This is a genomic window from Bradyrhizobium stylosanthis, from assembly GCF_001641335.1.
Lineage (GTDB): Bacteria > Pseudomonadota > Alphaproteobacteria > Rhizobiales > Xanthobacteraceae > Bradyrhizobium > Bradyrhizobium stylosanthis.
Genome location: NZ_LVEM01000002.1, coordinates 291,996 through 313,897, shown reverse-complemented (window position 1 = coordinate 313,897; position 21,902 = coordinate 291,996). Strand labels below are relative to the sequence as shown.

Sequence of the window (21,902 nt, the reverse complement as noted above, 5' to 3'; positions counted from 1 at the left end):
GGCTCTAATCTCGAACTCGTTTCCAGGGATTGTTGGCCCGGATATCGTGCCTAAAGCTCCGAAAATCAAGCGCCCGTGATCGGCGCAAATGCCGGTCAGCCCCCCAGCAGGCGGCTGACGATGCGGGCGGCATAGTCCACGGTCGGGATCACGCGGGCGTAATTCAGCCGCGTCGGCCCGATTACGCCGAGAACGCCGACGATGTGGCCGGCGGCATCCCGATACGGCGAGATGATCGTGGAGGAGCCGGACAGGGAAAACAGCTTGTTCTCCGAACCGATAAAGATGCGCACGCCCTCGGCGGTCTCGGCGCGGCCGAGCAGGTCGATCACGCCGCGCTTGGTCTCGAGATCGTCGAACAGCAGGCGAACCCGCTCCAGATCCTCCAGCGCGTGCAGATCCTCCAGCAGATTGGCATGGCCGCGGACGATGAGCTGGCGGTCCTCGCTCTCGCCGCCGGACCAGCTGGCGATGCCGGCCGAGATCACCTTCTGGGTCAGCTGGTCGAGCTCGGCGCGGGCCTCCCCGAGCGCGGTTTCGAGCTCGAGCCGCGCCTCGGCCAGCGTGCGGCCGCGGATGCGCGCATTGAGGAAATTGCCGGCCTCGGTCAGCGCCGACGAGGGAACTCCGGGCGGCAGCGTCAGCACGCGGTTTTCGACCTGGCTATCCTCGCCGACCAGGATCACCAGCGCCTTTTCCGGTTCCAGCCGGACGAACTCGATGTGCTTCAGCCGCGCATTGGATTTCGGCGTCAGCACCACGGCGGCAGCCCGGGTCAGGCCCGACAGCCGCGTCAGGGCCTGATCCAGCGCCGCCTCGACCGACTGGGCCTGGCCGACGGAGGTGAGCTGGCTCTGGATCGCCTGCCGTTCGGCATCATTGAGGTCGCCGACCTGCATCAGGGCGTCGACGAAGAAGCGCAGGCCGAGTTCCGTCGGCAGCCGGCCGGCGGAGGTGTGCGGGGCGTAGATCAGGCCGAGCTGTTCCAGATCGGCCATGACATTGCGGACCGAGGCCGGCGACAGCGGCATGGCGATCAGGCGGGAAATGTTGCGCGAGCCCACCGGCTCGCCGGTCGCGAGATAGCTTTCGACAATTTGACGAAAGATGTCGCGGGAACGCTCGTTGAGCTGGGCGAGGCCTGCGCGCGGCGCGATCAGATGGATCGGATCGTGATGGGCCACAGACGGTAACTCCTCTCAGATACTCATAATTTGTCCATCCAGGACGGTTCTGACAAGCGTGGCGTTTGCGGGGTGGAAAAGCAGGGGTGAAAAAGCCTTGCTGCCCACCCTCACCCCACCTACAAGCACCGCGAACAGCCCATTTCCGAGATTTCTGGAGGATTTCCCATGCGGCCAAGCCGCCGTGCGCCCGACGAATTGCGCCCCGTGACGCTCGAGCGCGGCGTGGTCAAATATGCGGAAGGCTCCTGCCTCGTGAAATTCGGCGACACCCATGTGCTGGTCACCGCCACGCTGGAAGACCGCCTGCCGCCGTGGCTGAAGGGCCAGGGCCGCGGCTGGGTCACCGCCGAATACGGCATGCTGCCGCGCGCGACCTCCGAACGCACCCGCCGCGAGGCCTCCGCGGGAAAACAGAGCGGCCGCACCGTCGAGATCCAGCGCCTGATCGGCCGCTCGCTTCGCACCATCGTCGATCTCGAGGCGCTCGGCGAGCGCCAGATCACGGTCGATTGCGACGTGCTCCAGGCCGACGGCGGCACCCGCACGGCCTCGATCACCGGCGCCTGGGTCGCGCTCGCCGATTGCATCAACTGGATGAAGGCGCGCAACATGATCAAGGCCAACGTGATGCGCGACAACGTCGCCGCGATCTCCTGCGGCATCTACAATGGCACGCCGGTGCTGGACCTCGACTATGCCGAGGATTCGGAAGCCGAGACCGACGCCAATTTCGTCATGACCGGCGATGGCCGCATCATCGAGGTGCAGGGCACGGCGGAACGCGAGCCGTTCACGCAGGACGAGTTCCTGAAGCTGATCGGCCTTGCTCAGAAGGGCATCGCGCGCCTGGTGGACTTGCAGAAACTGGCCGTCGCGTAGTCAATAAGCCATGCACCGCCGAATCACCGGAAAGCTCGTCATCGCGACTCACAATCCCGGCAAGCTCGCCGAGATGAAGGAGCTGCTCGCGCCTTACGGCATCGAGGCGGTGTCGGCCGGCGAGCTCGGCCTTGCCGAGCCCGATGAGACCGGCAACGACTTCCGCAGCAATGCCGCGATCAAGGCGATCGCGGCGGCGCAGGCGGCCAAGCTTCCCGCGTTCGCCGATGATTCCGGCATCGTGGTCGACGCGCTCGACGGCGCCCCCGGCATCTACAGCGCGCGCTGGGCCGGCCCGGGCAAGGACTTCAACGCGGCCATGGCACAGATCGAGCGCCTGCTGCAGGAGCGCGGCGCCACCACGCCCGCAAAGCGCACCGCGCATTTCGTGTCCGCGCTCTGCGTCGCCTGGCCCGACGATCATCTCGAAGAGGTCGAGGCGCGCGTCGACGGCACGCTGGCCTGGCCGCCGCGCGGCACCGCCGGCTTCGGCTACGATCCGATGTTTTTGCCCAATGGTTACGACCGCACCTTCGGCGAGATGACCAGCATCGAGAAGCACGGCCTGCCGCCGCTTGGCCTTGGCCTGTCGCATCGCGCCCGCGCCTTCGTGAAACTGGCGGAGATCTGCCTTGAGCCGCGATAGAGCGTTTTCGAGCGAAGTGGATACCGGTTCGCGCCAGGAAAACGCGTCAACAAAAGAATCTGAAGCTTTCGGCGTCTACGTGCACTGGCCGTTCTGCCTGTCGAAGTGCCCCTATTGCGACTTCAACAGCCATGTCCGCCACGCCGCGATCGACGAGGCGCGCTTCGCCTCCGCCTTCGCGCGCGAGATCGCAACGACCGCCGCGCGCGCGGGCGGCCGCGAGGTCACCTCGATCTTCCTCGGCGGCGGAACGCCGTCGCTGATGCAGCCTTCGACCGTCGGCGCGGTGCTCGATGCCATCGGCAAGCACTGGACCGTCGCTGGCGACGTCGAGGTCACGCTGGAAGCCAATCCGACCAGCGTCGAGGCCACGCGTTTTGCCGGCTATCGCGCCGCCGGCGTAAATCGTGTTTCGCTCGGCGTGCAGGCGCTGGACGATGCCTCGCTGAAGGCACTCGGCCGCATGCACAGCGCGCGCGAGGCGCTCGATGCCGTCGCCATCGCACGCCGCTCGTTCGAGCGCTATTCGTTCGACCTGATCTACGCCCGTCCCGACCAGACGCCGGCGATGTGGGCCGACGAGCTGCGGCACGCCATCGATGAGGCGGCCGAGCATTTGTCGCTCTATCAATTGACGATCGAGGAAGGCACGCCGTTCTTCGGCCTGCACCAGGCCGGCAAGCTGAAGACGCCGGACGAAGCGCTCTCGCGCGCGCTCTACGACATCACCCAGGAAACCTGCGACAAGCTTGGGCTGCCCGCCTACGAGATCTCCAATCACGCGCGGCGCGGCGCCGAGTGCCGGCACAATCTGGTGTACTGGCGTGGCGAGGAATATGCCGGCGTCGGCCCGGGTGCCCATGGCCGCCTCGACATCGACGGCGTGCGCCATGCCACCGCCACCGAGAAGCGTCCCGAAGCCTGGCTGATGCGGGTCGAGACCAACGGCGACGGCGTCGTCACCGACGATCTCCTCAACAGCGAAGAGCGCGCCGACGAATTCTTGCTGATGGGATTGCGTTTGGCCGAGGGCATCGACCCCGAGCGCTACAAGGCGCTCTCCGGCCGCTCGCTCGATCCCAAGCGCATCACGCTGCTGCGCGAAGAAGGCGCGATCACGGTGGATGCGACGGGCCGCCTGCGCGTAACGAGCAGCGGTTTCCCGGTGCTCGATGCGGTGGTTGCGGATCTCGCGGCGTAGCGAGATGCCGTAGGGTGGGTTAGCCGAAGGCGTAACCCACCAACTTCGTTCGGTGTGTGCGGAAGCATGGTGGGTTACGCCTTCGGCTAACCCACCCTACAGCACCGTCGTCCCGGACTACGCCCCAAAACTCTTCGGCGAGCCCGCGACCGCGACGCCGCCGCCGGTCGTCACCTTCATCACCGCGAGCCCACGTTCGTTGGTACCGTCCGCGCGGAAGCGGAACAGGCCGTCGATGCCGGCGAAGCCGGAAGGATTGGTGAGCACGTCGGGCGAGAAGCGCGTGGTGCCTTGCGTGCGCGCGAGCGCGGCGACGAGGGCGACCGCGTCATAGGCGAGCGTTGCGGTGCGGATCGGCTCGCCGCCGAACTTGGTGCGGTAGCGGCCGGAGAAGGCGCGGAAGCCGGCCGGATCCGGCGCGGCGTAGAGGCCGCCCTGCAGCGCCGGGCTCGCATAGACGCGCGGATTGTCCCACAGGCCGGTGCCGAGCAGCTGGATGTTGCGCAGATTCGCGCCTGCCGCGGTCATCGCGTCCGCCACTTGAACCACGGCATCGCCGTCATCGGCGATGAACAGCGCATCGGCGCTGCCGAGCTGCTGCGCCACGGTGCGCGCCGGTGCGGCGCGATCGGCGCCGTATTTCTCGAACGCGACGATGCGGCCGCCGCGCCGCGGCACCGCCGCCTTCACCGCGGCCTCGACCACATTGCCATAGGCATTGTCGGGTACCAGCACAGCGAAGGAGCGCTTTCCGATGCTGGCGGAATATTCGACGATGCGGTTGACGTCGGACTCCGGCAGGAACGAGAGCAGATAGACGCCGCGGCCGGCGATGCTGGAATCGGTCGAGAACGCGATCACCGATATGTTTCGCGTGCGTGCGACCTGAGCCACCGCCGGCACCGACTGCGCGAACAGCGGCCCCAGGATGATCTCGGCGCCTTCGTCCACCGCCTGCTGCGCACCGGCTTGCGCGCCTTGCGGGCTGCCATTGTCGTCCTTGATCAGGAGCTGGATGTTCGGATTCTGGAACTCGGCCAGCGCCATCTCGGCGGCATTGCGCATCGATTGCGCGGCAAGGCCGGCGTTGCCCGAGGCCGAGAGCGGCAGGATCACGGCGACCTTGACCCCGCCGGTGCCGGCGGTCGTCGCCTGTTGCGGCGGACCGGCCGGCTGGGCCGGCGGCGCGGAGGAGCTGGAGAACGGGTTGGAGAACTGGCTGAGGCTCTGCTGCACGCCGGCGCAGGCCGACAACAGGGGCGCACCGAGCAACAGTCCGAGCGCGCTCCGTCGGGTTGCCCCTGACGGCAGGCGGCCCTGAACAGGAGATTTCGGATCACTCGGGCCCAGCATGGCAACTTCTCTTCTGACCAGCGATCGCCAGCCGGTCACAACATTCTTGGCCGCGACACAAGCCGCGGATTCAGGCATATTGTCGGCAAATAGTTAACCAAAACAAAAGGATAATAACCACTTAACACGGCTGCGTTCCCGTCCTGGCCAGCTCTTCGCCGCTCCTCACACAGCATCAAGGCGGTGTTTCCGTCGCGAATATGGCGCGAGGGCCCACACTCCCTCGTGACGTGATCCCGGATCGATCACATTCCCGTCCGTTCCTCACCCCTCACCTCGGCGCGATCTTTTCCAGGGGCTGTTCCCAGCCCTGCGGATCGTGCCTAAGTTGGCTTCATTATGCGCGCAAAGCCGGCCCCGATAAATACGCCTGAAGGCCCAGACGCCGCCCCGCGCGGCTTCTCCATCGATGCCCATCGGCTCCCGGCCCCGAAGGCGGCGCCGGGCCTGCATCTGGTCGCGACCCCCATCGGCAATCTCGGCGACATCACCCTGCGGGCCCTGCAGACGCTCGCCGGGGTCGATGTCATCGCTTGCGAGGACACCCGCATCACGCGCCGCCTGACCGAGCGCTACGACATCTCGGCCCAGCTCAGGCAATATCACGAACACAACGCCGAGGCCGCGCGCCCGAAAATCCTGGAGGCGCTGGCGGCAGGTGGTTCGGTCGCGCTGGTCTCGGACGCCGGCACGCCGCTGATCTCCGACCCTGGATACAAGCTGGTGCGCGAGGTCTGCGCCGCCGGCCATGCCGTCTACGCGCTGCCCGGTCCCTCCTCGGTGCTGGCGGCGCTGTCGGTCGCGGCATTGCCGACCGACCGTTTCTTCTTCGAAGGCTTTTTGCCGGCCAAATCCGCCGCGCGAAAATCGCGTTTGGCCGAGCTCGCTCGTATCGATGCCACGCTGGTGATGTTCGAATCCGGCAACCGCGTGCAGGATACGCTGGCGGAGCTTGCCGAGATCATGGGGACGCGCGAGGCCGCGATCTGCCGCGAACTCACGAAACTGCACGAGGAGATATCGCGCGCGACGCTTTCAGAGCTGGCGCGCGACGCCGACGGGCTGGAGACGCGCGGCGAATTCGTGCTGGTGATCGCGCCGCCGGCGGCCGATGCGGAGGTGCTGACGTCGGATGCGCTCGACGATCTCCTGCGCGACCAGCTTGCCGCGCACAGCGTCAAGGACGCCGTGGCGCATGCGGTCGCGCTCTCGGGCCGGCCGCGCCGCGAGGTCTATGCCCGCGCGCTCGAGCTCGCAAAAGACTCGCGGGGCGGCGATGGCGAAGACTGAGACCCCTGCGGAACCGAAGGTCGCCTCGCCCGAGCGCGTCGCCGCGTTCCGCACCGGTATCTCGGCAGAGAGCCGCGCCGCGGCCTTTCTCATGGCCAAGGGCTATCGCATCCTCGCCAAGCGCTTCCGCACGCCGCATGGCGAGATCGACCTGGTGGCGCGCCGCCGCAACCTCATCGCCTTCGTCGAGGTCAAGGCGCGTGCCAGTCTCGACGATGCGGCCTATGCGGTGACGCCGCGCCAGCAGCAGCGCATCATCGACGCCGCCCAAGGCTGGCTCGTGGCGCATCCCGAGCATGCCGAATTCGAATTGCGATTCGACGCCATGCTGATTGCGCCGCGCTCACTTCCGCGCCATGTGTTGGCGGCATTCGACGCCTCGACCTGAAAGGCAGACCATGAAACTGAACGTCGCCGTCCAGATGGACCCCATCGCCCGCATCAACATCAAGGGCGATTCCACCTTCGCGCTGCTGCTGGAGGCGCAGAAGCGCGGCCATGGCCTGTCCTATTATACGCCCGACAAGCTCTCGATGGTCGGCGAGGAGATCGTGGCCCCGGTCCAGCTCCTCACGGTGCGCGACGAGCCCGGCGATCATTTCACGCTGGGCGAGCCCCGGCGCGAGGCGCTCAACGATTTCGACGTGGTGCTGCTGCGCCAGGACCCGCCGTTCGACCTCGCCTACATCACCTCGACGCACCTCCTGGAGCGCATCCATCCGAAGACGCTGGTGGTCAACGACCCCGCCTCGGTGCGCAACGCGCCGGAAAAGCTGTTCGTGATGAACTTCCCGCAGCTGATGCCGCCGACGCTGATCTCGCGCGACCTCGACGAGATCAACGCCTTCCGCGACAAGCACGGCGCCGTCGTGATGAAGCCACTGCACGGCCATGGCGGCGCGGCGGTGTTCCGCGTCATGCCGCAGGACATGAATTTCGGCTCGCTGTTCGACATGTTCTCGGTGACGTTCAGGGAGCCGTGGGTGATCCAGCAGTTCATTCCCGAGGTGAAGCACGGCGACAAGCGCATCATCCTCGTCAATGGCGAGTTCGCCGGCGCGGTGAACCGCGTGCCGGCCGCCGACGACCTGCGCTCCAACATGGTCCGTGGCGGCGCGGCGCAGGAGACCGAGCTCACCCCGCGCGAGCGCGAGATCTGCGCCACCGTCGGCCCGGCGCTGCGCGAGCGCGGCCTGCTGTTCGTCGGCATCGACGTCATCAACGGCAATCTCACCGAGATCAACGTGACCTCGCCCACGGGCATCCGCGCCATCGCGCGGCTCGGCGGCCCTGACGTCGCGGCGAAGGTCTGGGACGTGATCGAGCAGAAGCGGAAGAAGTAGGGCGCGCTACTCTCTCCGTCGTCCCGGCGAAAGCCGGGACCCATAACCACAGGCCGCGGTTTGACGAAGACTGGTCGCGCGGCAATTCTACAGCCCGCAATCGAGAGATCTCGCGGTATGGGTCCCGGCCTCCGCCGGGACGACGCCGTTGAGACTGTTCGTTCAGCCGCAAAAGCCCCGCGCGCGCCGGACCGTCTCTGACGGATACAGGCCGAATGCCGAGCGGTACGACGCCGCAAACCGGCCCATATGGGTAAAGCCCCACTTCAGCGCGACCTCGCTGACCGGAAGCAGATTCTCCGGGCGCGACAGCTCGTCGTGGATCGCCTCGAGCCGGATTTTCCTGAGATAGGCGACGGGCGTCGTCCCGTGGATCCTGCGAAAGCCCGATTGCAGCAACCGGCTGCTGATCCCGGCATTGCCGGCGATATCGGCGATCGTCAGCGGCAGATGAAGATTGGCCCGCATATACTCGACCGCCCGCCTGACATGGCGAGGCGGCGCATCCATGGGATGGCGGCTCAAGCGGTCGGTCAGCCGGTGCGGAACATTCTCGAGGATCAGCTGCATCGCGGCTTCCGAGAGCAGCGCGCTGGCTTTCGGCGAGCGCGCCAGGATTCCGTCGTGCAGGCCGGCGGTACTGGCACGAATGAGCTGACACAGGAGCTGCCCGGCACTGCTCGACACATCGAGCTTCGGCGTCAGATCCAGATCTTCCAGCGCCGCGTTTCCGAACGTCGCGGACAGGGCCCTGGTCACCACATCCGTATGCAATGTCAGCGTGACGCTCGAATATCGTCCATCCACCGCTTCGACGCTCTGCTGCCGCAGATTCGGAAGCGACACGATCGCCACGTCGGATGAGGTTCGCTGTACGCTCTTTCCTGCAATGACGATCTCGGCCTTGCCGGCATTCAGCACGCTGATCGCGAGCTCGCCCGACGAACCGCCATACGCATAGCGCCAGTCCCAGCCTGCGGACAGCTCCGCCCGCACCACATCCATGCCGGCGCCGACCGCAACGTCCGCATGCCAGCGAAACGATCCGTCAGGCTTCGGCGCCGATTGCGCGTTGATCCCATGCGGCCGGAGCATGTCGAGCAGATCCTGAAACGACGACCCCGATCGTGCGGGCGGCGCGGCGATTATGTCTTCGACCATGGTGTCCATCGTTCGGGGCGTCCGTTCGTGCGGTAGATGCATCATCAGGCTAGCACAATTTGGGTGAATTCAGGCCCGGCGCCCGCGCCCGATATCCGATTGCCGCACCAAACATCCACATCGCGCAGGCGCGCGGCGGCAGTCCGGCCGGATTGCGAACGCCTCCATCCCGAATGCGACGGCGTGCATGGACTTGCGGCGCGGTTGGCCTAAATCCCCGCGACTGCGTCAAACAGGTATTGAAAGCATGCTGACAAGAACAATTTGCGCGCTCGCGCTCATGGCCCTTTCGTCGATGCCGGCGCGGGCCGAGAGCTGTGCAGATCACTATCAGATGAGCGGCGTTCCCCTGGTGACGGGCACGACCCACAAGGTCTGGATGATCTTCCCGTCCGCCAATCCCGCTGCCGCTCTCGACAAAGTCTCCCGCGCCGTGCTGGCGGAGGGCTTTGTCGACGTGAACGTGGACAAGGCGCTGGGCACACTGACCACGCAGCAGGAGACCACCGGGTCCGGACGGCCGCAGACGTTGCGCGTCGTCGTTCGCAAGGAGGGCAGGGGCAGCCGCGTCGATGCGGTCTTCATCATGCCGCCGGGCCAGGTGGCGCCGGGCATCACCGCCAATCTCTGCCGCGTCGTGGATGCGGCCGGCCGGTAGCGCGGCCATCCGTGAAGTTGCAAGCGAAACAGGAAATCCAATGCGCATCGATCATGTCTTGAAGCTTGTCTTGATGACCGCCGCCGCAATGCTCCCGGCCACCGCGAACGCCGCTCCATTGCAGAGCATCGCGCGTGCCGCGGGTGAGGTCCCGGCGCTGACCGAGAAAGTCTGGTGCCGTTACGGACCGTGCTATGACAACGGCGCCGGTGTCGGCGGACTGGTCGGCGGCCTCATCGGCGGCGCCATCGCGGCCGGTGCCGCGACCGCCGCCGCGCAGCAGGAAGCGGCGGCCGCCCAGCAGCACGCGGCGTCGTGCGCCCAGCGTTACCGCTCCTACGATCCGGCATCGAACACGTACGCGGCAAAGGACGGCCGGCGGTATCCCTGCCAGTAAGTCCAGCAGTGCATTGCGCACAACTGCGCCTCCAACGTCGTCCCGGCGAAGGCCGGGACCCATAACCACAGTCCGTGGTTTTGCGAAGATTGGTCGGCCGGTTCTATTACCGTCATACTCGAAGCACCTCGCGGTATGGGTCCCGGCCTTCGCCGGGACGACACTGGTGATGTGGCGCACTGCTTCCATCTCACGACCGCGAGCACGCAGCTCCCGACATACGAGTCACTAACCACCCGTTCACCATGACGCCCCGCGCCTCGTTCGAACGCGGGAGCGCACACGCGTGAAACTACGGGGCCACTGGCCGACCGGATAACGCGACGTTCACCATCTGCTCAAAACTGGCAGCATCACTGGCCATCACGTTCGGGCTCGCAACAACCCTTATACTTTTACTCCCTACTCATCGACACGGGGGAACCCGCCAGGTGCGGTTCGAGTGCCCCGCGTAAGAGTAGAAGTGTATGAACACCGCACGCATTGTCGTTCTCGTCATCGCGCTGGGCGCCGGCGGCGTCGCCGCGTATCTGGCGAGCGGCTATCAGAATGCGCCCGCGCCCGTCCATCCCGTCGCCGAAAAGCTGCCGACGGTCGAGGTTCTGATCGCGAAGAACGACATCCAGCTCGGCCAGGCCGTGAAGCCTGACGATCTGCAATGGCAGTCCTGGCCGGCGGCGACCGCGAGCAACGCCTTCATCCGCCGCGATGCCAGGCCCGACGCCCAGAACCAGATCGCCGGCGCGATCGCACGCGTGCCCTTGATGCAGGGCGAGCCGATCCGCGAGCAGAAGCTGGTGCGCGCCGAAGGCTCCGGCTTCATGGCCGCGATCCTGCCGTCCGGCATGCGCGCCGTCTCCACCGAGATTTCAGCCGAGACAGGCGCCGGCGGCTTCATCCTGCCGAACGACCGCGTCGACATCGTGCTGACGCGCCGCCTGAAGAATCCCGACGCCAACGGCGCGCTCGCGGGCAACGACCTCATCCTGTCCGAGGTCATCCTGACCAATATCCGCGTGCTCGCGATCGACCAGGCGCCGAAGGAAAAGGACGGCCAGAACGCTGTGCTCGGCAAGACCGTCACGCTCGAGCTGAAGCCCGACCAGGTCGCCACGCTGTCGGCCGCGCGCCAGGGTGGCACGCTGCAGCTCGCGCTGCGCAGCATCGTCGATGTCAATGCAACAGAACTCACCGCCGAGGACCTCGCAGCCAAGCGGTCCGGTGGCGGGGTCAACGTGATCCGTTACGGCGTGCAGGCGCGGCAACTGACGTCACAGAAGTGATGGGGTTAGGATGAACTACGGGGATGATCGGACGGGCCTGCGCATTCGGGGGAACAGCGCATGCACGTTCTGGACGGGGGCGATGCTGATCCTGGGGCTGCTCGCAGCGCCCGGGCTGGTCAGCGCCGCGGAAGCGCCGGTCGGCGACCAGGCGCCGCTGCAGGTGCCGGATCTCGGCCTGACGTCGGTCGGGTCGATCGCGCCGGCGAAGACACGTTTTCTCTCGCTCGGCGTCGGCAAGTCGGTCGTCATCGACCTGCCGCGCGAGGTCAAGGACGTGCTGGTGGCCGATCCCAAGATCGCCAATGCGGTGATCCGCTCGGCCCAGCGCGCCTACATCATCGGCGGCACGGTCGGCCAGACCAACGTCGTGTTCTTCACCGCCGACGGCCAGCAGGTCGCCGCCTATGACATCGCGGTGAAGCGCGACCTCAACGGCATGCGTACGGCGCTGCGCCAGTCCCTGCCGGGCGTGCAGATCGAAGGCGTCGGCGACAGCGTGATGCTGACCGGTTCGGTCTCGAGCCCGGTCGAGGCCCAGCAGGCCGGCGACGTCGCCGCAAAGCTGGTCGGCGGCTCCGACAAGGTGGTCAACAACATCGTCGTGCGCGGCCGCGACCAGGTCATGCTCAAGGTCGTCGTCGGCGAAGTGCGCCGCGACATCGTCAAGCAGCTCGGCGTCGATCTCAGCGCCAGCCTGAACGCCGGCACCGCGGTGGTGAACTTCAACAATTCGAATCCGTTCACGATGTCCGGCGGCCCGCTCGTCGGCACCAACGGGCTCGGCGTCGCCGGCCTCGCCAAGGGTATTGCCACGGTCAGCGCCACGATGCGTGCGATGGAAAGCGCCGGCGTGATGCGCACGCTGGCCGAGCCGAGCCTGACCGCGATCTCGGGCGAATCCGCGACCTTCATCGCGGGCGGCGAATTCCCGATCCCGTCGGGCTACGCCTGCGATCCCGTCACCCATGTCTGTACCACCCAGATCACCTACAAGAAGTTCGGCATCTCCCTGAACTTCACGCCGGTCGTGCTCAGCGAAGGCCGCATCAGCCTGCGGGTGATGACCGAGGTCTCCGAACTGTCGAACCAGCAGGCGATCACCGTGACGCAGGCGGTGTCGTCGAACACCACCAACTCGATCACCATTCCCTCGATCCAGACCCGCCGCGCCGAAACCACGCTGGAAATTCCGTCGGGCGGCTCGATGGCGATGGCCGGCCTGATCCAGCAGCACACCAAGCAGGCGATCAACGGCCTGCCCGGCGTCGACCAGGTGCCGATCCTCGGCGCGCTGTTCCGCAGCCAGGACTACGTCAACAACGAGACCGAGCTGATGGTGATCGTGACGCCCTATGTGGTGCGCGCGGTGGCCCAGAAGGAATTGTCGCGGCCCGACGACGGCTTCGCGCCGGCCTCGGACGCGCAGACGGCGTTGCTTGGCCGCATGAACCGCCTCTATGGCATCGCCCGCCGCGTCGATCCGATCGACGGCGTCCGCGGCGATTTCGGCTTCATCATCGACTGAGACGACCGGCTTGGGGAACGGGGCAAGAGGGGATCAAGCGATGACGAAGATGACAGCCGATCGACGTCGCGGCCTTGGCATCGCACTGGCGCTGACGGGACTCTCCGTCTTGCTCGGCGCCTGCAACACCACCGGCGAGATCGTCACCCAGACGGTCCCGACCGACTATCGCCAGCGTCACCCGATCGCGGTGCAGGAAGCCAAGAAGTCGATCGTGATCTTCGTCGGCAAATCGCGGGGCGGCCTCTCCGATGCGCAGCACACCGACGTCGCGGGCATCGCGCGCGAGTGGGTGCGCGAAGGCACCGGCTCCGTGGTCGTGGACGTGCCGGTCGACGCTTCGAATGCGCGCGCTGCGGCGGCGACCTATCAGGAAATCCGTTCCGTGCTGGCGTCCGGCGGCGTGCCCTCGCGCGCAATCGTCAGGCATCCCTACCGGCCCGAGGATCCCGGCCTGCTGCCGACCATCCGCCTCAGCTATTCCCGCATCGCCGCAGTCGCGGGTCCCTGCGGGCTGTGGCCGGAGGACGTCGGCCCGAGCATCCTCGACCCCGGCTACAACGAGAACCGGCCGTACTTCAATCTGGGCTGCGCCAGCCAGCGTAACCTCGCGGCGATGATCGACAATCCCGCCGACCTCGAGCAGCCGCGGGCCGAAACCCCGGTCTATACCGCACGGCGTGACATCGCTTTCGATCGCTATCGCAAGGGCTCGCCGGTCGGCACCCCCAGTCCCGACGCCGAGAAGGCCAAACTCAGCGAAACAGGCAAATGACAGGCTTCAACGACGAAGAAGCGGACGACCCGCAGCACCCCGAGGAACACATCGCGCCGGTTCCTCGCATCTCCGTGCAGGCGTTTTGCGAGACCGACCAGACGCTCAAGGCGGTGACCGCGGCCGGCGAGGATCGCCGGCTCGCCAAGGCGCATCTCACCGCCAGGGAAGGCGGCCTCGCGGCGGCGATCGAAGTCTATGAGTCGATGCCGACGCCGAACGTGATCGTGATCGAATCCGACGGCACGCGCGACATCCTCGAAGGTCTCGACGATCTCGCCGGCGTCTGCGATCCCGGCACCCGCGTCGTCGTGATCGGCAGCCCCAGCGACACCGCGCCCTATCGCGAGCTCGTGCGCCGCGGCGTCAATGATTATGTGGTGGGCCCGGTCGAAACGCTCGACGTGGTCCGCTCGATCTGCAGCCTGTTCTCGGCCTCCGAAGCCATCATCACCGGCCGCGTCATCGCGGTGGTCGGCGCCAAGGGCGGCGTCGGCGCCTCCACCGTCGCGCACAACGTGGCCTGGACCATCGCGCGCGACCTTTCGCTCGATTCCGTCGTGATCGATCTCGACCTCGCCTTCGGCACTGCGAGCCTCGACTACAATCAGGACCCGGTGCAGGGCATCGCCAATGCCGTGCTGTCGCAGGAGCGTCCCGACACCGCGCTGATGGAACGCCTGCTCGCCAAATGCAGCGAGCGCCTCAGCCTGCTCGCCGCGCCCGCCACGCTCGACCGCGTCTACGATTTCGGCGCCGAAGCGTTCGATGCGGTGTTCGACACGCTGCGCATGACCACGCCCTGCATCGTGCTCGACGTTCCCCATCAATGGTCGGGCTGGACGCGGCGCGCGCTGGTCAATGCCGACGACATCGTCATCGTGGCCGAGCCTGATCTCGCGAACCTGCGCAACACCAGGAACATGCTGAGCGTGCTGAAGGCGGCGCGGCCGAACGATCGGCCGCCGCTGTACTGCATCAACCAGGTCGGCATGCACAAGCGCGCGGAGATCGAGGTCAAGGCGTTCGCCAAGACCATGGAGAGCCAGCCGATCGCGGTGATCCCGTTCGATTCGAAGCTGTTCTCGACCGCGGCCAATAACGGCCAGATGATCGCGGAGGTCGCCAAGAACCACCGCACCACCGAGCTGTTCCAGAACATGGCGAACCGCCTTGCCGGCCGCGGCGAGGTGAAGAAGCCGAAGCGCTCGCTGCTCGGGCCGCTGCTGAAGAAGCTGAAGGGCCGGTCCGGTCGCGGACCCGCCCCGCATCGCAAGGCGTCCTAGGAAACAGGAATCGCAAGGATCGGAAGAGGGCGGACTATTTGTCCGCCCTTTGCTGTTTCTTGGCCAGCACCTGCCGCAGCGCCGTGACCTTGGCCGCGGCCTGGTCCGGCGGCAAATCGGCCTTCACGAGGATTTCGGCTTCGGCCTCGCGGCCCTGCAATCCCAGCACGAGCGCGAGATTGGCGCGGACCCGCACATCGTTCTGATTGCGCTGATAGGCGCGGCCGAGCACCTGTTCGGCCTTCGAGAGGTTGTTTTGCAGCATGTAGGACAGGCCGAGGTTGGACAGGACCTGCGGCTCGTCCGGCACGATCTTCAGCGCGCTCGCATAATATTGCTGCGCTTCCTCGTTGCGGCCGAGCTGGTCGAGCGCCGCGCCCTGCGCCGACAGGATGCGCCAGTCGGGATCCTCGGGCGAATGCGCGCGGCCGAGCACATCGAAAGCCTGCTGGAAATTGCCGTTGTCGGCGAGCGCGCGGCCGTAGCCGGCGAGCAGCGCCTTGTTGCTGGGATGGGCGAGCACGGCCTGCTCGAGCACCGCGACGGCCTGGGCACGCTGGCCGCTGGCGCGCAGCGCCTTGCCGTACTCGATCGCGATGGCGGGATCGCTGGGCTTGGCGCGATAGCGCTCGCGCAGCGCGTCCATATCCGGCCTCGCCTCGGCCCTGGCCTCGGACTTGGCGTCGGCCTTGCCGGCTGTTTCCGTCCTGCCGCCGAGCGCGCCGGTGACGTCCTCGATGCCAGTCGTCTGACAACCGCCGAGGGCAACCACGATGAGGGCGGGAAGCAGCAATCTCGCCGGGGGGGAGGCGAGAGACGAACGCTTGGACATACTCTGATCACTCGGCAACTGATCAGAGATGCTTGCCGATTAACGCTAAAGTCCCGTTAAGGACGCGCGTCCGTGGGGGGTCAGTCGACGAATTCGGCGCCGAATTCGCAGCCGATGCGCCAGCGCAGGCGGCATTGGCGGGAGTAATCCGGCGCGAAGATGATGGTGAATTGCGGCGGCACTTCCAGGAATTCCGCCACGACCTTCACGCCCCCGTCCGAGATATCCGTGATCGTGCAATCCCGCGGCAGCGAGCCCGCGCCAAAATGGATCTTGGCGAGCCGGCTGCACACCCGACGTTCGCTTCTCCGGCGATTTGCAAGCATTTGAACTCTTCACCCGTTAGACCACGGCCCATCCCGCACCCAAGGAATAGCGAACATTCGTTGGGATGTGCTGAGGACAGAAGCTTGCATTCGAGGCGTAGTGTCTGCGTCCCGTTGACGATCGGTTAGGGCTCGCGCCCGGGCTTGTTCCCGTAATGTTCTTGCGGAACGCGGCGCATCCTGCTACCCTTGATTGTGCAAACGGGCAGGCTGGTTCGGCATGGTTCAACGGGTATCCACCGTCGCCTTTGAGGGGATCGAGGCCCGCGCGGTCGACGTGCAGGTGCAGGTCGCGCCGGGCCTGCCGGCCTTCGCCATCGTCGGGCTGCCCGACAAGGCGGTATCGGAGGCGCGCGAGCGGGTGCGCTCGGCGCTGATCGCCTCGGGGCTGGCGCTGCCGGCGCGGCGGATCATCGTCAACCTGGCGCCCGCCGATCTGCCCAAGGAAGGCAGCCATTACGACCTGCCGATCGCGCTCGGGCTGATGGCGGCGATCGGCGCGATCCCGCCGGATGCGCTGACCGGTTTTACCGTGCTCGGCGAGCTCGGGCTCGACGGCTCGATCGCGCCGGTGGCCGGCGTCCTTCCCGCCGCGATCGGGGCCAATGTGCGCGAGGAAGGGCTGATCTGCCCGGCGTCCTGCGGATCGGAAGCCGCGTGGGCGAGCCCCGACATCCAGATCATCGCCGCACAATCGCTGATCCAGATCGCCAACCACTTCAAGGGCACGCAGGTGCTGTCGCGGCCCTCGCCGAAAGTGCACGAGGCCGCCGCCTCGAAGCTCGACCTGCGCGACATCAAGGGCCAGGAGAGCGCCAAGCGCGCGCTGGAGATCGCGGCCGCGGGCGGGCATCACCTCCTGATGATCGGCGCGCCCGGCGCCGGCAAGTCGATGCTGGCCGCGCGCCTGCCCTCCATTCTGCCGCCGCTGTCGCCGGGCGAGCTGCTCGAGGTCTCGATGATCGCCTCCGTCGCCGGCGAGATCGAGGGCGGCGCGCTGACGTCGCAGCGGCCATTCCGCTCGCCGCATCATTCAGCCAGCATGGCCGCGCTCACCGGCGGCGGCATTCGCGCAAAACCCGGCGAGATCTCGCTCGCGCATCAGGGCGTGCTGTTCCTCGACGAATTGCCGGAGTTCGATCCGCGCGTGCTGGATTCGCTGCGCCAGCCGCTGGAGAACGGCGAGGTCTCGGTCTCCCGCGCCAATCACCGCGTCACCTACCCTGCCCGCTTCATGCTGGTCGCGGCGATGAATCCGTGCCGCTGCGGCAACGCCTTCGAGCCCGGCTATGCCTGCAAGCGCGGCCGCATCGATCGCTGCACCTCCGACTACCAGTCGCGCATCTCCGGTCCGCTGATGGACCGCATCGATCTGCGCATCGAGGTCCCGGCCGTGACCGCGGCCGATCTGATCCTGCCGCCGCCGGCCGAAGGTTCGGCCGAAGTCGCCGCGCGCGTGGCGGCGGCACGCGACATCCAGCTTGCGCGTTATGCGGATGCCGGCCTGCCGCATGTCCGCACCAATGCCGAGGCGCCCGCCTCCGTGCTGGAGGAGATCGCCAAGCCCGACGCGCAGGGTCAAAAACTGCTGCGCGACGCCGCCGAGACCATGCGGCTGTCGGCGCGCGGCTATCACCGCGTGCTGCGGGTGGCGCGCACGCTCGCCGACCTCGACAACGCCGACAGGATCGGCCGGCTGCATCTCGCCGAAGCCCTGTCCTACCGCGCACTCGCGGAGGATGTGCGGCAGCCGGCCTGATCATTCCGCGCATCAACCCGGCGGTAACGAGTTTCCTTTACCCTCTGCAAACCATAAGGCCCACCGAGTTTCTGGAGTCGTTCACTCGGGCCTGGCGAGTAGAGTGTCATGTTGCGTCTCAAGATCCTGGCCTCCGTTGTTCCCCTGCTGGCGGCAGCCGCGTTTGCCCGCGGCGAGATCGGATCGGTCTCGCATCCCTGCATCGCCCTCGGTGAAACCTCCGTCGAGCTGACATCCCTGTTCTGGACGGCCGGCGTCCATGTCGCCTTCACCGACGATCCGGCGCGCGCCACCGTCAAGGTGCAGATCACCGAGGACGCAGACGCCGCGGACTTCGCGGTGGTGGACGACGGCCTCGGTTCCGAAACCGATTCCTGTCAGGCCAGTCCGGCAAACCGCCTCGTCACCATCGCGGCGCAGCCGGTCGACGGCGGCCCGGTGATCTATCTCTCGACCGACGGCCCAGCCGATTACCGCATCTATGTGCGCTCGAAGACATTCTCGCAGCGCGAGGCGGCCGCGCTGATCGTCGGCGCACACGACGGCCGCCGTCCCTTCCAGGCCGCCTCGCTCTGAGGGCCTCGCTCTGAAGCGTTAACACCTCGTTAGCCTTGTTTGGAGGCTGAACCGAAGCCTCAAGCTGTTCGCAAGGTCGGCGGGAGATCGTCGGCGATCACAGGGGACTGGGGAAAAGGGTCGGGATCGGTGGCGATGGGTCGGACGTTCCGGATCAAGGTGCGCATGCGCCGCTTCAGGCGGCGGCATCCCAGGATCGCCTTCGCGATCCGCTCCTTCATGATCTTCTCGGCGACGTTCGGCGGCGCCTATGGCTTCGTCTCCGGCAGCCGCTCCGAGAATTCCGGTTACGACCCCAATGCATTCGCGATCGGCGCGAGCTTCCTCTTCGCCTTCGCCTGTCTCGGCCTTGCCACGCTCAGCATGCGCTTGCGCTTCGTCAACAAGCGGATGCGCACGCTGGCCGCCCACAACGAGGCGCTGATCGACCGCAATTGGGAGCTGAAGGAAGCCGAGGAGCGCGCCCGCAGCCTGTTCGAGCAGCAGGGCGACCTGATCGTGCTGCGCGACCATCAGGGCCGCATCACCTTCGCCAACGACGCCTATTGCGCGCTGGCCGGACAGGCGCGCGGCGCGCTGGTCGGCACCCGCTTCGATTTCGACGTGGTGGAGCAGGGCGACAGCGCCCGCGAGAGCAACGGCACCCGAATCCACGACCAGAAGATCACGACGCCGCTCGGCGCGCGCTGGATCGCCTGGCGCGAAGGTTACGTGCGGCTCGATGCCGGGCAGCCGGCGGAGTTGCAGAGCGTCGGACGCGACGTCACCGACCGCACCGAGACCGAGCGCGCGCTGTCGGAGGCGCGCGACCAGGCCGACGCCGCCAACCGCGCCAAGTCCCGCTTCCTCGCGATGGCCTCGCACGAGATCCGCACGCCGCTGAACGGCATCATCGGCATGGGCGGCCTGCTGCTCGACACCCATCTGACGCCGGAGCAGGCGACCTACGCCCGCGCGGTGAAGACCTCGGGCGAAGCGCTGATGGCGCTGATCGAGGAGTTGCTCGACTATTCCAAGATCGAGGCCGGCAAGCTCGACCTCGAGCAGCGCCCGCTCGCGCTCTCGACCCTGATCGAGGAAATCACCGAGCTGCTGGCGTCGCGCGCGCAGGCCAAGCAGCTCGAGATTGCCGCCTATGTCGACGAGCGCCTGCCGCTCGAGATCGTCGGCGATGCCGCTCGGCTGCGTCAGGTGCTGCTCAACCTCGCCGGCAACGCCATCAAGTTCACCGCTCACGGCGGCGTGGCGCTGATCGTCGAGCCCGGCATCTGGCCGAACGAGATCAGCTTCCTGGTCCGCGACACCGGCATCGGCATCGCAGCCGAAGCGCAGCAGCGCATCTTCCGCGAATTCGAGCAGGCCGACGAGCGTGTCGCCCGCACCTATGGCGGCACTGGACTTGGCCTTGCCATCAGCGAGCGCATCGTCAAGCGCATGGGTGGTCGCATCACGCTGACGAGCGAGCCGGGCAAGGGCGCGACCTTCGAGGTCGCGGTGCCGCTCGCACCGTCGCAAGGAAGCGCCGGACAGACTGCCTTCCCGAGCCCCGACCTCACCGGCAAATCGGTGCTTCTTGTCGCCGAGGGAATCGAGGCCTCGCTGATCGCGCGGCGGCTGGAGCGCTGGGGCGGACAGACCTGCCTCGTGAACGATGCCAAGGCCGCGGAAGCGCTGTTGCCCGAACGCTCATGGCACGCGGTGCTGGTCGATCGCACCATTGGTTCGGCCATCGCCGACCGGCTGGGTGACGCGGCGCGGGCGCATGCGCCGCAACGGCTGGTGCTGCTGACGTCGAGCTCGCGCCACGAGAAGATTTCGTCCGCCTTCACCGGCTTCCTGGTCAAGCCGCTGCGCGCGGCCTCGCTCGCCGCACGACTCGCGCTGACGCCGGAGGTCGCTTCGCCCGACCTCGCGCCGGAGCCGCCGGCCGAGTCCGCCAGCGCGGCGCCGGCGAAAGGGCTCTCCATCCTCGTCGCCGAGGACAACGAGATCAACGCGCTGTTGATGCGCTCGCTGCTGACCAAGCTCGGCCACCGCGTCGTCATCGCCGTCCATGGCGAGGCCGCGCTGGAATCCTGGCTCGCAGCCAGCTCGGCCGGCACGCCCTATGATCTCGTGCTGATGGACATCCAGATGCCGCAGCTCGACGGCATCGAGACAACAAAGCGCATCCGCGCGCATGAAGCCGCCACCGGCGCCCGGCACACGCCGATCCTGGCGCTCACGGCCAACACGCTGGTGGAGGATCGCTATGCGTGCTTCGAGGCCGGCATGAACGGGTTTCTGATCAAGCCGCTGGATCGCGAGAAGCTCGACGAGGCGCTGGCGGGACTGGCGGCGTCGCGGCACCTGGCGGTGTAGCCCGCGCTCTCACCGCGTCATTGCGAGGAGCTCTTGCGACGAAGCAATCCAGACTGGCTCCGTGGAGGGATTCTGGATTGCTTCGCTGCGCTCGCAATGACGATGTACGGGCAGGCGCGGCCACAACACAGATGTCGTAGGGTGGGCAAAGCGAAGCGTGCCCACGCATCGTTTGATAAAGCGCACAGGCCGTGGGCACGGCACTTCGCACCTTTGCCCACCCCACGGCTCCTGCCCCACAACTTCACGATAACCTGATCTCGACCGGCAATCGACAATTGAAATCGACGGCACGGCGCGCCACCATCCTCCGGGGCATTGCATAGCGGATTTCGCGCATGAGTATGCTTTTGCGCCTCGCGATCATTGTCCTTCTCGCCGGCCTATCCCGGGGCGCCGCGGCCGATACGCCGGACCTCATCTCATCGCTCAGGCAAGGCGGCTACGTGCTGGTGTTCCGGCACACCGCCACCGATGACAGTCAAAAGGATGTCTACCCCTTCAGGTTCGACGACATGAGCGCCCAGCGACAGCTCAGTGAAAAGGGCAGGGACATGGCCCGCCAGATCGGGGCGGCAGTCAAGGCGCTCGCGATCCCGGTCGGCGAGGTCTACACCAGCCGGCTGAACCGCGCGATCGAGACCGGCAGGCTGATCTCCGGCCGCGAGGTGAGGCCGCTCGATGCGCTGACGGACAGCAGCAATGCCAGCGCATCGGGAATGGCAAACCCGGCCGGCGCAAATGCAAAGGCCGGACAGGCCGTACGCCAGCTCGTCGATGCATCCGTGCAGGCAGGCACCAACACGGTCCTGGTCACCCACAAGACCAACATCGCAGATGCCTTTGGCAAGGACGCCGGCGACGTGCAGGAAGGCGAAGCTTTCGTCTACCGGGCCAACAGCACCGGACCCGCCACTTTTGCGGGGCGCATCAAGCCTGCGGATTGGCTGGCCAGCGCCGGCAGGTGACAGACCGCATCGAACCCGGGCATTGGCGCGACGTGACGGCGTGACTTGCCGCCGCGCCACTGTCCTGTGCTACCAACGTCCGGCGAGCAGCGA

The 21,902-nt window shown here is 66.9% G+C and carries 21 protein-coding genes; 16 read left to right on the top strand and 5 right to left on the bottom strand.

Annotation, left to right across the window (positions count from 1 at the left end):
• Positions 1-95 precede the first annotated feature (95 nt).
• Positions 96-1,184, bottom strand: a complete 1,089-nt coding sequence (gene hrcA, locus A7X65_RS13390; protein ID WP_063685435.1) for a heat-inducible transcriptional repressor HrcA — start codon at positions 1,182-1,184, stop codon at positions 96-98.
• 168 nt (positions 1,185-1,352) lie between these two features.
• Between hrcA and rph the strand changes: the two genes are divergently transcribed.
• Genes rph through hemW form a run of 3 tightly spaced genes read left to right on the top strand, consistent with a single transcriptional unit; the run spans position 1,353 to position 3,913 of the window.
• Complete coding sequence (gene rph / locus A7X65_RS13385) at positions 1,353-2,066, top strand: ribonuclease PH (RefSeq protein WP_063685433.1); 714 nt, start codon at positions 1,353-1,355, stop codon at positions 2,064-2,066.
• A 10-nt stretch (positions 2,067-2,076) separates the two neighbouring features.
• Positions 2,077-2,712: an RdgB/HAM1 family non-canonical purine NTP pyrophosphatase gene (gene rdgB, locus A7X65_RS13380; protein WP_063685431.1), complete on the top strand. Its 636-nt coding sequence runs from the start codon at positions 2,077-2,079 to the stop codon at positions 2,710-2,712.
• A 16-nt stretch (positions 2,713-2,728) separates the two neighbouring features.
• Positions 2,729-3,913, top strand: a complete 1,185-nt coding sequence (gene hemW / locus A7X65_RS13375) for a radical SAM family heme chaperone HemW (protein WP_063685428.1) — start codon at positions 2,729-2,731, stop codon at positions 3,911-3,913.
• A 117-nt stretch (positions 3,914-4,030) separates the two neighbouring features.
• On the opposite strand, the gene A7X65_RS13370 is transcribed toward hemW, so the two are convergent.
• Positions 4,031-5,266 (bottom strand): penicillin-binding protein activator, encoded by a 1,236-nt coding sequence (locus tag A7X65_RS13370; protein WP_063685426.1) that lies wholly within the window; start codon positions 5,264-5,266, stop codon positions 4,031-4,033.
• Positions 5,267-5,605: 339 nt separating this feature from the next.
• On the opposite strand from A7X65_RS13370, the gene rsmI reads away from it, so the two are divergent.
• Genes rsmI through gshB form a run of 3 tightly spaced genes read left to right on the top strand, consistent with a single transcriptional unit; the run spans position 5,606 to position 7,899 of the window.
• Complete coding sequence (gene rsmI / locus A7X65_RS13365) at positions 5,606-6,556, top strand: 16S rRNA (cytidine(1402)-2'-O)-methyltransferase (RefSeq protein WP_063685425.1); 951 nt, start codon at positions 5,606-5,608, stop codon at positions 6,554-6,556.
• Entirely contained in the window at positions 6,543-6,944 is a 402-nt protein-coding gene (locus A7X65_RS13360; protein WP_063685423.1) for a YraN family protein, read from the top strand. The genes rsmI and A7X65_RS13360 overlap by 14 nt, the downstream gene beginning before the upstream one ends.
• Before the next feature lie 10 nt (positions 6,945-6,954).
• Positions 6,955-7,899 carry a glutathione synthase gene (gene gshB / locus A7X65_RS13355; protein ID WP_063685421.1) on the top strand — a complete coding sequence of 315 codons (945 nt, stop codon included), beginning with the start codon at positions 6,955-6,957 and terminating at the stop codon, positions 7,897-7,899.
• Between the two features lie 162 nt (positions 7,900-8,061).
• On the opposite strand, the gene A7X65_RS13350 is transcribed toward gshB, so the two are convergent.
• The gene (locus tag A7X65_RS13350) at positions 8,062-9,060 is read right to left on the bottom strand and encodes a helix-turn-helix transcriptional regulator (protein WP_245323504.1); all 999 of its coding nucleotides are present in this window, start codon (positions 9,058-9,060) and stop codon (positions 8,062-8,064) included.
• 334 nt (positions 9,061-9,394) lie between these two features.
• Between A7X65_RS13350 and A7X65_RS13345 the strand changes: the two genes are divergently transcribed.
• The 6 genes from A7X65_RS13345 to A7X65_RS13320 all read left to right on the top strand — a co-directional run bounded on the left by A7X65_RS13345 (position 9,395) and on the right by A7X65_RS13320 (position 14,987).
• Positions 9,395-9,718 (top strand): hypothetical protein, encoded by a 324-nt coding sequence (locus A7X65_RS13345; RefSeq protein WP_245323503.1) that lies wholly within the window; start codon positions 9,395-9,397, stop codon positions 9,716-9,718.
• A 40-nt stretch (positions 9,719-9,758) separates the two neighbouring features.
• A complete protein-coding gene (locus tag A7X65_RS13340) occupies positions 9,759-10,115 on the top strand; it encodes a BA14K family protein (protein WP_082884926.1) in 357 nt (118 codons plus the stop codon).
• 467 nt (positions 10,116-10,582) lie between these two features.
• Positions 10,583-11,398 carry a Flp pilus assembly protein CpaB gene (gene cpaB, locus A7X65_RS13335; protein WP_063685419.1) on the top strand — a complete coding sequence of 272 codons (816 nt, stop codon included), beginning with the start codon at positions 10,583-10,585 and terminating at the stop codon, positions 11,396-11,398.
• 10 nt (positions 11,399-11,408) lie between these two features.
• Positions 11,409-12,926 carry a type II and III secretion system protein family protein gene (locus tag A7X65_RS13330; RefSeq protein WP_063685417.1) on the top strand — a complete coding sequence of 506 codons (1,518 nt, stop codon included), beginning with the start codon at positions 11,409-11,411 and terminating at the stop codon, positions 12,924-12,926.
• Positions 12,927-12,966: 40 nt separating this feature from the next.
• Positions 12,967-13,701: a CpaD family pilus assembly protein gene (locus A7X65_RS13325; RefSeq protein ID WP_063685415.1), complete on the top strand. Its 735-nt coding sequence runs from the start codon at positions 12,967-12,969 to the stop codon at positions 13,699-13,701.
• Positions 13,698-14,987, top strand: a complete 1,290-nt coding sequence (locus A7X65_RS13320; RefSeq protein ID WP_063685413.1) for a CpaE/TadZ family protein — start codon at positions 13,698-13,700, stop codon at positions 14,985-14,987. The genes A7X65_RS13325 and A7X65_RS13320 overlap by 4 nt, the downstream gene beginning before the upstream one ends.
• A gap of 34 nt (positions 14,988-15,021) precedes the next feature.
• Here the strand turns inward: A7X65_RS13320 and A7X65_RS13315 are convergent, their stop codons facing one another.
• The gene (locus A7X65_RS13315; RefSeq protein ID WP_063685411.1) at positions 15,022-15,819 is read right to left on the bottom strand and encodes a tetratricopeptide repeat protein; all 798 of its coding nucleotides are present in this window, start codon (positions 15,817-15,819) and stop codon (positions 15,022-15,024) included.
• 80 nt (positions 15,820-15,899) lie between these two features.
• Entirely contained in the window at positions 15,900-16,145 is a 246-nt protein-coding gene (locus tag A7X65_RS13310; RefSeq protein ID WP_018644993.1) for a PilZ domain-containing protein, read from the bottom strand.
• A gap of 220 nt (positions 16,146-16,365) precedes the next feature.
• Between A7X65_RS13310 and A7X65_RS13305 the strand changes: the two genes are divergently transcribed.
• The 4 genes from A7X65_RS13305 (at position 16,366) to A7X65_RS13290 (ending at position 21,809) form a co-directional block, all read left to right on the top strand.
• Positions 16,366-17,904: a YifB family Mg chelatase-like AAA ATPase gene (locus A7X65_RS13305; RefSeq protein ID WP_063685409.1), complete on the top strand. Its 1,539-nt coding sequence runs from the start codon at positions 16,366-16,368 to the stop codon at positions 17,902-17,904.
• 108 nt (positions 17,905-18,012) lie between these two features.
• Positions 18,013-18,480, top strand: a complete 468-nt coding sequence (locus A7X65_RS13300) for a hypothetical protein (protein WP_063685407.1) — start codon at positions 18,013-18,015, stop codon at positions 18,478-18,480.
• Between the two features lie 135 nt (positions 18,481-18,615).
• Entirely contained in the window at positions 18,616-20,841 is a 2,226-nt protein-coding gene (locus A7X65_RS13295; RefSeq protein WP_063685405.1) for a PAS domain-containing hybrid sensor histidine kinase/response regulator, read from the top strand.
• A gap of 338 nt (positions 20,842-21,179) precedes the next feature.
• Positions 21,180-21,809, top strand: coding sequence for a histidine phosphatase family protein (locus A7X65_RS13290; RefSeq protein WP_063685403.1), 630 nt, complete (start codon positions 21,180-21,182; stop codon positions 21,807-21,809).
• Positions 21,810-21,902 lie beyond the last annotated feature (93 nt).